This is a genomic window from Halopseudomonas pelagia CL-AP6 (assembly GCF_000410875.1).
Classification (GTDB): Bacteria; Pseudomonadota; Gammaproteobacteria; order Pseudomonadales; family Pseudomonadaceae; genus Halopseudomonas; species Halopseudomonas pelagia.
In genome coordinates, this window is the sequence record NZ_AROI01000009.1 from 295066 (window position 1) to 307963 (window position 12898).

Genomic DNA, 12898 nt, shown 5'->3' on the forward strand with positions numbered 1-12898 from the left:
CCGCAAGCGCTGTAGAGTAAAAACCGTAAGCTGTTACAAGTCGTTGCATTTCGCTTTCGTGTGGGCGAGCTAGAACCTAACATGCGTGCATAAGCGGTTAAGAGTGGACAAGGGGAAACCATGAAGGATGTGCTCAATCGTGCATTGGCAGCAGTAGATCAGGTTCTGCTGGGTAAACATCACGCGGTCAAACTCGCAGTAGCCTGCATTCTGGCACGGGGGCACCTGTTGATTGAGGATTTTCCCGGTATGGGCAAGACCACTTTATCCCAGGCGTTGGCGCGGGTAATGGGCATGAGTTATCAGCGGATCCAGTTCACCAGTGACCTGCTGCCCGGCGACATTCTCGGCACCTCGGTGTTTGATCGCAATACCGCGCAGTTCGTGTTTCACCCCGGGCCGATTTTTGCCGAGCTGATACTTGCCGATGAAATCAACCGGGCCACACCCAAGAGTCAGAGCGCCTTGCTGGAGGCTATGGAGGAGGGGCAGGTGACCGTCGACGGTGCTACCCGGCCTTTGCCCGATCCATTCTTTGTGATTGCCACACAGAACCCGGTCTCCCAGTCGGGCACTTTTGCGCTGCCCGAGTCGCAGTTAGACCGCTTTCTGATGCGCCTGTCGCTGGGCTATCCCTCGCCGGCAGCGGAGAGGTCTCTGCTTATGGGAGATGACCGCAATACGCGGCTCGACGCCATAGAACCAATCCTCAACCGCGAGAACCTGAAACGTTTGCAGCGCGCCGTGCCGGAAGTGACCGCGAGCCCGGCGATCATCGATTACATCCTGCGGCTGGTAAACCGTACGCGTGAAAGCCAGGTCTGTGCCTGGGGTTTGTCGCCGCGCGCGAGTCTCGGACTGCTGGCGGCAGCCAGGGCCTGGGCCATGCTCGAGCACCGCAGCTACGTGATACCCGAAGACGTACAAGCAGTGCTGCCCTCGGTTGTCAGCCACCGATTGCGCGCTAGCGAAGACCCGGCCGGCCACGGCGGAGGTGGGTTGGCACAGTGGCTGGTCAATGAGGTCGAGGCGGTCTGATGAAGCTGCTGGGTGGGCGCGCAACCGGGTTGTTTAATCGCTGGCTGAAGCGTCGTATTCCGGCGGCATCGCAAGTGCGTTTGAATCACCGGCAGATTTTTATCATACCCACGCGCGCCGGGCTCGGGTTGCTGTTGTTGCTGGGCATCATGCTGATGGGCGCAATCAACTATCAGAATAGCCTGGTGTATGCGGTGACCTTTATCCTTGGCAGTTTGTTCTGGGTATCGCTGCACCATACCTACCGTAACCTCGCGAGCCTGGAACTGCATGCGTCAGGCAGCCACGCGGTCTTTGCCGGGGAGGCGGCACCGCTACATATCCGCTTACGGGCTCCACGTCATGAGCATCAGGGGCTGATACTCAGTTGGCCACACACCCAGCCACAGCGCCTGGATGTGCGCAAGAATAGCGACACCCGTGTTGATCTCTACCATCCGACCGAGCAACGCGGCTGGTTCAGCCCTGGGCGCTTACGTATTGAAACCCGCTATCCGCTAGGCTGGTTTGTGGCCTGGAGTCTGGTCGATCTGGACTGGAAAGTGCTGGTCTATCCCAAACCCTTGAACATACCGCTGCCGGCCAAACGCGGCGCCGCAGATGGGGACGGGGACCAACCGCTGGGCGAAGGCGTGGATGACTTTCAGGGGCTGCGCAACTACCAGCCCGGGGACTCCCGGCGCCGGCTGGACTGGCGTGCTTATTCGCGCGGGCAAGGCTTGCATAGCAAGGTCTTTGCCGAACCCCTGCAGGACACTCTGTGGCTTGACCTGGAACAGGCCCCCGGCCTGGAACTGGAGCAGCGTCTGAGCTGTCTCTGTGGTTGGGTCATGCAGTTGGAGCAGCAGTCGCGGCCTTATGGTTTGCTATTGGCCGGTGTGCACCGGGGCCCGGCGATGGGTGAGATGCATCGTGACCAGTGCCTGCGCGCGCTGGCACTGTACGGGAGGTCGGCATGACAGTGCATGCCTTGATCCCGCGAAATAGTCTGGCCTGGCTGTTGACCGCGCAGATCGTAGTATTGCTGCCGCAGTTGCCACGTTTGCCGATCTGGGTGGCGGCGCTCTGGTTGGGCTGCGCGCTGTGGCGCGTGCAAATTCAACGCATGCGCTGGCGCTACCCCGGGACCCTGTTCAAGGCAGCCGCCATCGGCCTGACGGTGCTCGGCGTATTCACCTCCCAAGGGACTCTGATCGGCCTGGACGCCGCTGTGCTGCTGTTGTTGCTGCTGTTCATGCTCAAGCTGCTGGAAATGCGCAATCCGCGGGATGCCATGGTAGTGATCTACCTGGGTTTTTTTATTGTCGCTACAGCGTTCCTGTTCGATCAAAGCATTCTGTTGGCGCTGTATCAGTGTTTCTCGCTGCTGGTGCTGGTGGCGGCACTGGTGGGTTTGCATCAAACTCCTGGGCGCAACGATCCGGCCCGTGCCTTCAAGACCGGGGCTGTGCTGCTGGTGCAGGCCATCCCCCTGATGTTGGTCCTGTTCTTGCTGTTCCCGCGGATCGGCCCGCTGTGGTCGGTCAATGCGCCGGGGCAGTCCGCCGCCACGGGCTTGGCCGAAAGCATGGCCCCGGCGGATATCGCCAATCTGGCGCGCTCGGGCGAGCTGGCCTTTCGCGCCAGTTTTACTGATGACATTCCCCCGCACTCCGAGCTCTATTGGCGCGCGTTGACGCTCAGCCGTTTCGATGGTCGGCGTTGGAGTCATTCCAGTTTGGCATCCGGTGGCAGTCCTGGAGATTGGACGCCGCAGGGCGAGGCATTGGAGTATCAGGTCATGACGCGCGCGACTCAGCAACCCTGGGTTTTCAGTCTGCGTGGCGCGACGACGGAAGATGACGCACTGGTGTTAACCCGCGATTTCATGTTGCAGTCCAAGCGTCCCATCAGCCAAACCACAACTTATACCGCCATCTCCTATCCTGACAGCGTATTGCAAGCAGAAGAGCTGGACCCGCTGCAATGGCGGCTCTATACCGGTCTGCCCGAAGACGTCGACCCGCGCAGCCGGGCCTGGGCAGCAGAACTGCGTCGCCAATACCCCGACGACGGCGATTTGCTCCAGGCGCTGCTGCGGCACTTCAACCGCGAGCCGTTCCATTACACCTTGCGGCCACCCACGCTTGGCCAGCACAGCAATGACGAATTTCTGTTCGATAGCCAACGTGGTTTTTGCGCGCACTTCGCTGGCGCCATGACCTTCGTGCTACGGGCTGCTGGCATTCCCGCGCGGGTGGTGGCGGGTTACCAGGGCGGCGAACTGAACCCGCGCGGTAACTACGTGCTGGTACATCAGTTTGATGCCCATGCCTGGGTCGAAGCCTGGCTGCCGGGGCAGGGCTGGGTCTCGGTTGATCCGACCTTTCAAGTGGCACCGGAGCGTATCGAGCGCGGCTTGCAAGCGGCGATGCAAGGCGAGGGCAGTTTTTTGGAAGACTCGCTGATGGCGTCAGCGCGCTACCGGAATATCAACTGGGTTAACGCCCTGCGGCTAGGCTGGGATGATCTGAACTACCAATGGCAATTGCGCGTTCTGGGCTTCGAGAGCGAGCGGCAGATGGCGTTCTTTCAGCGCTGGTTGGGCACTACTGACTGGCAGAGAGTAGGCGTTATTCTGCTGCTGGCAGCAGCCGCTGTGATGATCCCGCTGGCGCTGTGGACCCTGCGGCCTGGACGCCAACACCGTGATTCGCGGCAACGGGCCTGGCAGCGACTGGATCGGCGGCTTGCGCGCTTGCATCTGCGAGCGCTGCGTGGCGAAGGGCCGCGGGTCTGGCAAGCTCGACTGGCTATTGCGTTGCCCGCGCAGCGTGAGGTCCTGGCAGCCTTCTTTGACGAGTATGTGCAGCAGATGTACGGACTCGGTGCTGCGCGACCTAATCGTCAGCAGCAGGCAAAATTGAATCGCCATCTCGCTCTGCTGTTACGCCAATTGCCGCGCAAACGTCCGGCTAGCGCGAGTGTCCTGTTGGAATAGAGGGTTTGTCCGGTGACCGGCGCAGCCTATAATGTCTGCAACCGCCGCACGGGCGTCAACAATCAACGCCCGAAGTATACAATGGAGTACCCATGCATCCTTTCAGCGCAATTCGCCCACCTCCTCTGGCCGTCGTTCTCGGTCTGGCCGGGTTAGCGCCCTTCATCGGTGGTGCATTGGGTCTGTGGGTGATCCCCGAGGCGTGGCGGAGCCGCGTGATGGAGGAGCTGCTCAGCTACGCTGCGGTTATTCTCGCCTTTATGGGTGCCATCCACTGGGGCTTGGCTATGCGTGCGGAAGAGTCCAGCGATAAGGCACCCATACAACTGGGGTTGTCGGTCATACCGCCGTTGTTAGGCTGGTTTGCGCTCAGTCTACCGATCAATCTCGCCCTGCCAGTGTTCTTCCTGGCCTTCGGGGCGTTGTATTTCGCCGATCTGTGGGCGGTGAATCACGGTCTTGCGCCTGTATGGTATCCGGCCTTACGCAAGCCGCTGAGCATCGTCGTGACCATCTCGCTGGCAGTAGCCTGGGTGGCCACCTGGGTTGACCATTAAAGCTGACAATTGAAGGTCGAATGCCACTGAGCACGCGGCCACCGGCCCCGTGCTCAAGGCAGCCCTCAGGATTTTTTGACGAATTCTGATTTGAGTTTCATTGCACCAACACCCTCGATCTTGCAATCGATATCATGGTCGCCGTCCACCAGGCGAATGTTCTTGACCTTGGTGCCTACCTTGACCACCAATGACGAGCCCTTGACCTTCAAATCCTTGATCACCGTCACGCTGTCGCCGTCCTGGAGCGGATTGCCGTTGGCATCGGTGATCACTTTTTCTGTGCTGGCGGTCTCGTCGCCGCCAGATTTGGCCCATTCGTTGGCACATTCAGGGCAGACGAACATCTCGCCGTCTTCATAGGTAAATTCGGAGTTGCATTCGGGGCAGTGGGGTAATGTCATAGCGAGACCTTGTTTCGATTACATAAAGGCGAACGGAAAACCTGCGCGGAATGATGACCGCTCAGCGATTCTCTGTCCAATCAAACTCCATCTGCCGCGCAGTCAGCTCTGCCAGTTCGCGGCTGACCAGACGCTCGACTAGGTGCAGGCTCATGTCGATGCCAGCAGAGATGCCGGCAGAAGTCACAATCGCATCCTGATCCACCCAGCGTACGCCTGAAACCACCTTGACCTTGGTAAACAGGCTCTGCAGCTCGGCCGTGTCTTCCCAGTGAGTCGTGGCACTCAGGCGATCCAGCAGGCCAGCCTTGCCCAGCAGCATGGCGCCGGTACAGACCGATGCAGTCAACTGCGTACCATTATTGGTGCGCTGAATCCATTGGATCACCTCCGGGCGCGCCAATTCGGCCGATACCACGCCGCCGGGAATCAGCAGCACATCAACCAACGGCTGATTGGCAAAGCTGTAGGCTGGCTGCACTACCAAGCCGCCCCGTGCTGTGACTGGCTTGCCGTCCCTGCTGATGGTGAATACCTCAAATACTCTGGTATTTTCACCCTGGCTGGCTTTTGCTACGCGAGCGGCCGTGGTGAACACCTCGAAGGGTCCGGCAAAATCGAGCACTTCGACCTTGTCAAACATAAAAATGCCAATACTGATGGTCATGAGGTTTGCCTCTATCGCTCAGGTAACGCCAACGGCGCAATTGATAAGGGCCGGTTAGCCGGCCCTTATTATTTTAAAACCAGACAAACCTACGCCGCGGTCTTACTTGCGGAAAAAGGTCAGGAAAGCACCTGCGGCCAGCGCGGCAGCACCGCCAATAATCATAAACATGGTTCCGTCAGTGAATCGTCCGGTGAAGGTTTCTGTTAGTTGATCGCCCAGTGACTGCGATGACTGTAGACCGAACACCAGCAACAGTATGCCCACCACCAGCAATACAACGCCTACCAACTTCTGACTTCCCATGGTCTTCTCCTTTTTAGTTAACCCTAAGACTAACCTACGCGCGCAAATCCGAATAGTGACGCTAGCGGATGTGGCCGGCCTTCGATGTTGGCCCGTAACAGCCCGGCACCTATCATGCTGTAACTTATCCCATTGCCACCGTAGGCCATGGCGAACTGCACACGTGGTCCGTGCTCGGGATGCTCGCCAAAGAACGGCAGGCCATCTTCAGTTTCAGCAAAGGTGCCGGCCCAGGAGAATGCCGGGTGCAGTGGCAGCTCGGGGAAAAGCTTCTGTACCTTCTTGCTCAGGCCCTTGGCCTTGCCATCAACGCGCTTGTCGCGGCGGGCTGGAATGTCTATATCGTCATCATCGCCACCCACCAGCAACCGGCCGTCGCCGGTCGTGCGCATGTACAGATAGGGTCTGGCCGACTCCCAGACCATGGTCGAGGCCAGCAAGCCCAGGGCAGACTTGTCTATCGGGTCAGTAATAAATGCATAGCTACTGCGGTTCTTGGCTACCGATTGCTTGAGCCATTTCTGCGAAGCGTAACCGGCAGCGATAACCACATGTTTGCAGTGAATCTGCAGGCCCTCCGGCGTGCGCAGGGTCACGCTGTTCTCGGCCGGCTCTATGGTCTCGATCGAGGTACGATCGAAAACGTTGCCGCCGCGCTCTACCAGCCTGGTCAGCAACTTCGAAGCCATACGATAAGGATCGATAACCGCTGCCAGGCGAGTCAGGATCGCGCCGGGCGCCTTGAAACCAAAGCGCTCTTTGATATCAGCGGCTTCCAGCCACTCGGCGTCAAAGCCGTGCTTGACCCGCAGATCAAACTCTTCTCGCAATGCTGCCTTGTCACGACGTCTGCTAGCGTAATAGAGGCTTTCTTGCATATTGAAATCGACGTCGCCCAGCTCTTCAGCCAGAACGCGCAAATCGGTGATCGCATCGGCGCAAGCCTGATAAGCCAATAGCGCATGAAACTCACCGTACTGCTTGGCCAGATCGACCATATGCGTGTCAATCTCATACTGCAGCAATGCCGTGCTGGCCGCTGAGCTGCCCCAGGCCACGTCGCGCTGTTCAACAACGACCACGTCGAAACCGTTATTGCCCAGCTCATCGGCGATCAGCGCGCCGGTAATTCCACCGCCGATAACCGCCACATCACAGCTGACGTCAGACTTGAGCTTGGGAAATACACTCATCAAACCGTTCTTGACCGCCCAGAAGGGATAGCCGCTTTTCAGATCCATGCTCAACTCCTGTTATGAAGGTAGGCCGCGTGCGCATGCTGTGCCGATCATTGGACAGCGCCTTTGTTGAAACCGCTGAGTGAATGTAAAAAAATCTAAACGCTCTAATGATCCACAGGCTGAATCGAGTTGCTTGCGGTTAGGGGGGGTCGTCTTTATTCACGCGCTCAATGTAAGAGGCTGTTGATGGTTGCTTGGTATGCGCCCAGGACGGACGTCTAAGTGACTATTAAGGTAAAGTGTTTTTTCACTCGAAGGTAGGTCCGCATCAGGGTCGAAGTGCAGTAGGCTCGTCGTGTTTTCATTGCGGCAATGAAGAGTGGCTGAGAGGTGCGTTTAAGTTTGAACGTGATGGAGTTGATTATTTAATATCGAGTCAGTACGGCGTCTCCGTTTAGCCTATTCTCTCGGAGTGCCGAGATTCCGTCACTATTGTTTGTTGAGGTGAATGCGTTTCATCGCTATTTTTTAACGTGCAATACCCTATATTCAAGTTCTTTGATTCTCACCTCCAACTCATGCATGCGTAATGCGTCTACCGTTTGTAGGGCGCATCGGTTCTGAGTGTCTGGCGTATTCGTGGCTGCCCCCTCGTCCCTGCCCAGCAAAAGCCAGTCAAGCGATACATCCTTGTCTAACGCAACTTTAACGCAGAGCTCAAAAGGAACCTTGTTGCGGCCTCGCCACGTACTCAGTGTCTGCGGACTCAGGTTGAGCTTTTTGCAAAGATCAATGTGCTTTTTTACCTGATAGATATCCATCAGGCGACCAAGGATCGCATCGAATTCAAAGGGTACGTTTATGTTTTTGCTCATGATCGCATCTGTTGTATTAGTGTCTGCTCAAAAATAGATAGAACCGTTACCTAATTCGTGCGATTCAATTGGTTTTAGGAAGCATCCAAGTCCTGGTTAACTGTTAATCGTTACTCATTTTGAGTACTGTTAAGCGGCACCCATAACAATACTCTAGGCTAAGTTATTGGCTGGGAAAAGAACTTTTCCTTTTAGTGTTGAGACTACTCGGTGCGCCGCTAACAGCCCGGTGCATGGCGTAACAGGGATGAGTCCTTGGTAAGCGTATGAGGGTGAGTTTTTGATCATAGCTCACCATCTCCGGCTTGGATGCAACTGAAAACCGTTCGTACCTCAGGCTTCAATTGCAGTATTTCTCACAGCTGAAAAAATTGTACCGCACAAAAAGCAGCATTTAGTACCCGCAGCATAAGCGGAAATCATGAGTATCCTCCATAAAAACAATGGCTTGCAAGTCAGTACTTAGGATGAGTACTAATTCTGTTGACGTACTCAATATGAGTATAATATCCTCGTTTCGAAGAGTTGATACTGCCTCAGGAAGCGGGTTGATGCGTTGATGCGCGTCACAAATATGGTCGATATAAAAGCTGACGTTTTTAGATATAAGCTCTTTTTATGATGAGTGGAATGCCGACGATTACCGCGTAGATGAGCAATGTTTTGCCCTGCGGTATATATGCAAGATGAGCGTGATTGGCGGGGTTAATGTAAGTCAGAATTGTTTGGGGAAAAGGGATGAGACTCATTAATGAAAAGTGTAGGGCAAGTGGCAGGCAAAAAGGAATGCTGAACGGTGTTAAAGGTGTTGTGCGCAGGCCTGTATTTTCAAGAAATGATCAGGTGGTGGGAGGTTGCTATAAAGAAGTTGATCAAAGCTTTCAGTTTTCTGAGTGGGCCATGCCAAAGCAACGCTGGAAAAATCAAATGGTGTTGACGTCATTTTTAGACTTTCTGAAGGCGGTAGAGTTGGATTGCATTAAGCATCAGCAATTATTGAGCGATAAGCCAAAGCGCGAAAATATTTATTTTTTACATTTGAAGAGTCAGCTGATTTTGTCAGCCTATGTTTGTAGGCAGCTCAGTGCTGCCGCTAACAGGGTGCGTTTGTTGGGGGGGCAGTTAGTGGTGATTTTAGGCCAGTCACAGGATGAATCTAAACGCCTTAAAGCATTCTGCCGGAATGTTGCAGAGTTGCGGGACGACGGGGTGGCGCTGGGTATGCATTATAGTTCGTATGTCAATAATGTAAGTCTGCCTGAGTTCATGCTTCGGGCACTTGGTTACCTTCTTCTCGATCCCTTCGCTATAGGCATGCCTGTCGATCAAGATTCAATAAATTACACCGATTTGATGTATGCGGGTGAGGTCGTTAGAGAGATTCATAATCACCTCGACGTAAAATTGGTGGCAACGGATATTGAAACGGCGTGGCAGGAGCGCGTGGTAAAAGCGCTCCCAGTGCACTATATGCTGGGCGGGTATTATGGGGGATACAAGGAATTGGCCCGTGTGCCGTGAGGTGGCGAATCCAGAGCGTCATTTTAGCTCAGGGAGAGGATTTGGATGGGCTTACAGGAAAGCTCGATCCTATCACGCACCTGTCATAAGTGCGTTCTACCGGGCTTTAAGATATAAGCTCTTTAGCGATACTGGCTGGTTTTACACACACGGAGGCTTCAAGAAGACGAGAATAGTAGTTCAGCCTCGCGATCAGGACTAATTCAAGGTCATGGGAGAGAGCCCCGCGTGGCTAGAATATCGCCAAAGATAGACAGTACCTGCATAAAGCTCGCATCCGGTTCTGCCCGCAGTTTAAGCGTTGTCCCGGTGACCGGGTGGGTGAACACCATCGCCGTTGCTGCCAGCATCAGACGGCTGTGGCCAAAGGTCTGGGCAAAATAGTGATTATGTTTGGTACGCCCATAATTGGTGTCGCCAATAATCGGGTGGCTGATGTGCTGCATATGCCGGCGTAATTGGTGCTTGCGTCCGGTAGCCGGGTGCAGTGCGACCAGACTGTAGCGGCTGACCGGGTAGCCTTCGATCGCCACCGGGATTTCCGTCGTTGCCAGCCGGCGATAGCGGGTAAGTGCATCGCGTATCGGCTGAGGCTCATCCTTGCAGCGACGGTCCGTTGGGTGTTCACGCAGTGGATGATTGATTACGCCCTCTTGCTGCGGCCAGCCGCGGACCATGGCCAGATAGGATTTTTGCACTGCGCCAGCCATCAACGCCTTACCCAGCACGCTGGCGGTATTCGGATCGCGGGCGAAGACCAGCAGCCCCGAGGTGGGGCGGTCCAGTCGGTGCACCGGATACACATGCTCGCCAGCATTCATCGCCCGGGCATATTGCAGGGCAAACTCGGTTTCATGCCGATCAATCGGGCTGCGGTGCACCAACAGGCCAGCGGGCTTATGTACCGCCAGCAGCCACTGGTCGCGATAGACTTCGGTCAACGGGTTGCCATAGAAGGCAGGGCAGGGTGCGGGCAGATCTGAATGTGACACTGGAGCTCCTGAAAATACCTGGGTGTGCCGGACTGCTGGGCCCAGACAGGCTTTATACCAGCTAAGGGCTGCACCAGAGTACCTATAACGCCCAGGGCGGCGACAGCATCCAACGATTTCTCGCGGTGGCCGTCTTTTTCACTGCGTAATCTTTGGCAAAAACCAAGCACAATCCTGTATAGTAGCGGCCTATTTCCAACCCGGCTTATGCAGAGAGCGCTATGACTGACCTTAACCTTTACAGAAACATCGGTATCTTCGCCCACGTTGATGCTGGCAAGACCACCACAACCGAGCGTATCCTCAAGCTGACCGGTCGCATTCACAAGCTCGGCGAGGTTCACGAAGGTGAATCCACCACCGACTTCATGGAACAGGAAGCCGAGCGCGGTATTACCATTCAGTCAGCGGCCGTTAGCTGCTTCTGGAAAGGTCACCGCTTCAACGTCATCGACACCCCCGGCCACGTTGACTTCACCGTAGAAGTTTATCGTTCGTTGAAAGTACTCGACGGTGGCATCGGCGTATTCTGTGGTTCTGGCGGTGTTGAGCCCCAGTCAGAAACCAACTGGCGTTACGCGAACGACTCGAAAGTATCGCGTCTGATCTTCGTCAACAAGTTGGACCGTATCGGTGCCGACTTCTTGCGTGTAACCACTCAGGTAGAGAAAGTACTGGGCGCCAAGCCGCTGATCATGACCCTGCCCATCGGCCGTGAAGATACCTTCTCCGGCGTTGTCGATCTGCTGACCCGTAAAGCCTACATCTGGGACGAAACCGGACAGCCAGAGAACTACACCGTCACTGACGTACCAGCCGATATGGTTGACGACGTAGAGACGTATCGCGATCGTCTGTGCGAGATGGCTCTGGAAATGGACGACGATCTGTTGATGGCTTACATGGAAGGCGAAGAAGCCTCCATCGAAGACATCCAGCGTTGCATCCGTAAAGGTACTCTGGAACTGGCATTCTTCCCGACTTACTGTGGTTCTGCGTTCAAGAACAAAGGCATGCAGCTGCTGCTGGACGCCGTTGTTGATTACTTGCCTGCGCCGCACGAAGTTAACCCGCAGCCGCTGACTGACGAAGAAGGCAACGCCAACGGCGAATTCGCCATTGTGTCCGCTGAAGAGCCCTTCCGCGCCCTGGCGTTCAAGATCATGGACGACCGTTTCGGCGCCCTGACCTTCGTCCGTATCTACTCCGGTACCCTGAGCAAGGGCGACACCATTCTTAACTCGTTCACCGGCAAATCCGAGCGCGTCGGCCGTATGGTTGAGATGCAGGCTAACGAACGTAACGAATTGAGCTTCGCTACCGCAGGCGACATTATCGCCATCGTCGGTATGAAGAACGTGCAGACTGGTCACACCCTGTGTGATCCCAAGCACCCTTGTACTCTGGAAGCGATGGTATTCCCTGAGCCCGTTATCTCCATTTCGGTCACCCCGAAAGACAAGGGCTCCACTGAAAAGATGGGTGTTGCTATCGGCAAGATGGTTGCTGAAGACCCAACTTTCCGCGTTGAAACCGATATCGATTCCGGTGAAACCATTCTGAGAGGCATGGGCGAACTGCACCTGGATATCAAAGTTGACATCCTGCGCCGTACCTACGGTGTTGACCTGCTTGTCGGCCAGCCACAGGTTGCTTACCGCGAAACCATCACCCGTGAAATCGAAGACAGCTACACGCACAAGAAGCAGTCGGGTGGTTCCGGTCAGTACGGTAAGATCGACTACGTCATCAAGCCCGGCGAGCCGAACACTGGCTTCACCTTTACCTCTTCTGTTGTGGGCGGTAACGTTCCCAAGGAATACTTCCCGGCCATCGAAAAAGGTTTCGCTTCGATGATGGGCATTGGTCCTTTGGCCGGCTTCCCGGTACTGGACGTAGTTGTTAAGTTGACAGACGGTGGCTTCCACGCTGTTGACTCCTCGGCCATCGCGTTTGAAATCGCAGCCAAGGGTGCCTTCCGTCAAACCATGCCGAAAGCTGGCCCGCAGCTGCTTGAGCCTATGATGAAGGTTGACGTTTATGCTCCGGAAGATCACGTAGGTGATGTGATCGGTGACCTGAACCGTCGTCGTGGCATTATCCTGGGCCAGGAAATCAGCGCCACTGGCGTGCGCGTCAAGGCCGATGTTCCGCTGGCAGAAATGTTCGGCTACATCAGCACTCTGCGTACCATGACCTCAGGCCGTGGTCAGTTCTCCATGGAGTTCGCCCACTACGCGCCTTGCCCGGCCAACGTGGCTGAAACAGTCATTGCCAAAGAGAAAGAGAAGAAAGCTGCCAAGAACTAATTTGTTCTAGCAGTTGCAAAACCCCGTCAGTGAAAGCTGGCGGGGTTTTTTATTAATCGGGGTACATG

General features: G+C 55.6%; 12 protein-coding genes. 6 read left to right on the forward strand and 6 right to left on the reverse strand.

Annotated elements, in window-relative coordinates; translation table 11 throughout:
- Positions 1 to 120: 120 nt before the first annotated feature.
- From K787_RS0108900 to K787_RS0108915, 4 genes are all read left to right on the forward strand, one after another.
- Positions 121 to 1038: an AAA family ATPase gene (locus K787_RS0108900; protein WP_022962449.1), complete on the forward strand. Its 918-nt coding sequence runs from the start codon at positions 121 to 123 to the stop codon at positions 1036 to 1038.
- Positions 1038 to 1997: a DUF58 domain-containing protein gene (locus K787_RS0108905; protein WP_022962450.1), complete on the forward strand. Its 960-nt coding sequence runs from the start codon at positions 1038 to 1040 to the stop codon at positions 1995 to 1997. The genes K787_RS0108900 and K787_RS0108905 overlap by 1 nt, the downstream gene beginning before the upstream one ends.
- Complete coding sequence (locus K787_RS0108910; protein ID WP_022962451.1) at positions 1994 to 4018, forward strand: transglutaminase TgpA family protein; 2025 nt, start codon at positions 1994 to 1996, stop codon at positions 4016 to 4018. The genes K787_RS0108905 and K787_RS0108910 overlap by 4 nt, the downstream gene beginning before the upstream one ends.
- Positions 4019 to 4110: 92 nt before the next feature.
- The gene (locus tag K787_RS0108915) at positions 4111 to 4575 is read left to right on the forward strand and encodes a DUF3429 domain-containing protein (protein WP_022962452.1); all 465 of its coding nucleotides are present in this window, start codon (positions 4111 to 4113) and stop codon (positions 4573 to 4575) included.
- Positions 4576 to 4640: 65 nt separating this feature from the next.
- On the opposite strand, the gene K787_RS0108920 is transcribed toward K787_RS0108915, so the two are convergent.
- From K787_RS0108920 to K787_RS22635, 5 genes are all read right to left on the reverse strand, one after another.
- Positions 4641 to 4979 carry a zinc ribbon domain-containing protein YjdM gene (locus tag K787_RS0108920; protein ID WP_022962453.1) on the reverse strand — a complete coding sequence of 113 codons (339 nt, stop codon included), beginning with the start codon at positions 4977 to 4979 and terminating at the stop codon, positions 4641 to 4643.
- A 61-nt stretch (positions 4980 to 5040) separates the two neighbouring features.
- Complete coding sequence (locus K787_RS0108925; RefSeq protein ID WP_022962454.1) at positions 5041 to 5646, reverse strand: DJ-1/PfpI family protein; 606 nt, start codon at positions 5644 to 5646, stop codon at positions 5041 to 5043.
- A gap of 102 nt (positions 5647 to 5748) precedes the next feature.
- Entirely contained in the window at positions 5749 to 5952 is a 204-nt protein-coding gene (locus K787_RS0108930) for a DUF3185 family protein (protein ID WP_022962455.1), read from the reverse strand.
- A gap of 29 nt (positions 5953 to 5981) precedes the next feature.
- The gene (locus tag K787_RS0108935) at positions 5982 to 7193 is read right to left on the reverse strand and encodes an NAD(P)/FAD-dependent oxidoreductase (RefSeq protein ID WP_022962456.1); all 1212 of its coding nucleotides are present in this window, start codon (positions 7191 to 7193) and stop codon (positions 5982 to 5984) included.
- 461 nt (positions 7194 to 7654) lie between these two features.
- Positions 7655 to 8008, reverse strand: a complete 354-nt coding sequence (locus K787_RS22635; RefSeq protein ID WP_022962457.1) for a helix-turn-helix domain-containing protein — start codon at positions 8006 to 8008, stop codon at positions 7655 to 7657.
- Positions 8009 to 8746: 738 nt separating this feature from the next.
- Between K787_RS22635 and K787_RS0108945 the strand changes: the two genes are divergently transcribed.
- Positions 8747 to 9529 carry an EAL domain-containing protein gene (locus tag K787_RS0108945; protein WP_152486807.1) on the forward strand — a complete coding sequence of 261 codons (783 nt, stop codon included), beginning with the start codon at positions 8747 to 8749 and terminating at the stop codon, positions 9527 to 9529.
- Positions 9530 to 9738: 209 nt separating this feature from the next.
- Here K787_RS0108945 and K787_RS0108950 read toward each other — a convergent pair whose 3' ends face one another.
- The gene (locus tag K787_RS0108950) at positions 9739 to 10521 is read right to left on the reverse strand and encodes a pseudouridine synthase (RefSeq protein WP_022962459.1); all 783 of its coding nucleotides are present in this window, start codon (positions 10519 to 10521) and stop codon (positions 9739 to 9741) included.
- A gap of 221 nt (positions 10522 to 10742) precedes the next feature.
- Here K787_RS0108950 and fusA point away from each other — a divergent pair, with 221 nt between their 5' ends.
- Positions 10743 to 12830, forward strand: coding sequence for an elongation factor G (fusA, locus tag K787_RS0108955; RefSeq protein ID WP_022962460.1), 2088 nt, complete (start codon positions 10743 to 10745; stop codon positions 12828 to 12830).
- Positions 12831 to 12898: the final 68 nt, after the last annotated feature.

Excerpts from the sequence above, each read along its gene's own strand:
- K787_RS22635 (WP_022962457.1), bottom strand. The coding sequence starts at position 8,008 with ATGAGCAAAAACATAAACGTACCCTTTGAATTCGATGCGATCCTTGGT.
- K787_RS0108925 (WP_022962454.1), bottom strand. The coding sequence starts at position 5,646 with ATGACCATCAGTATTGGCATTTTTATGTTTGACAAGGTCGAAGTGCTC.
- K787_RS0108920 (WP_022962453.1), bottom strand. The coding sequence starts at position 4,979 with ATGACATTACCCCACTGCCCCGAATGCAACTCCGAATTTACCTATGAA.
- fusA (WP_022962460.1), top strand. The coding sequence starts at position 10,743 with ATGACTGACCTTAACCTTTACAGAAACATCGGTATCTTCGCCCACGTT.
- K787_RS0108910 (WP_022962451.1), top strand. The coding sequence starts at position 1,994 with ATGACAGTGCATGCCTTGATCCCGCGAAATAGTCTGGCCTGGCTGTTG.
- K787_RS0108935 (WP_022962456.1), bottom strand. The coding sequence starts at position 7,193 with ATGGATCTGAAAAGCGGCTATCCCTTCTGGGCGGTCAAGAACGGTTTG.
- K787_RS0108915 (WP_022962452.1), top strand. The coding sequence starts at position 4,111 with ATGCATCCTTTCAGCGCAATTCGCCCACCTCCTCTGGCCGTCGTTCTC.
- K787_RS0108945 (WP_152486807.1), top strand. The coding sequence starts at position 8,747 with ATGAGACTCATTAATGAAAAGTGTAGGGCAAGTGGCAGGCAAAAAGGA.
- K787_RS0108930 (WP_022962455.1), bottom strand. The coding sequence starts at position 5,952 with ATGGGAAGTCAGAAGTTGGTAGGCGTTGTATTGCTGGTGGTGGGCATA.
- K787_RS0108905 (WP_022962450.1), top strand. The coding sequence starts at position 1,038 with ATGAAGCTGCTGGGTGGGCGCGCAACCGGGTTGTTTAATCGCTGGCTG.
- K787_RS0108900 (WP_022962449.1), top strand. The coding sequence starts at position 121 with ATGAAGGATGTGCTCAATCGTGCATTGGCAGCAGTAGATCAGGTTCTG.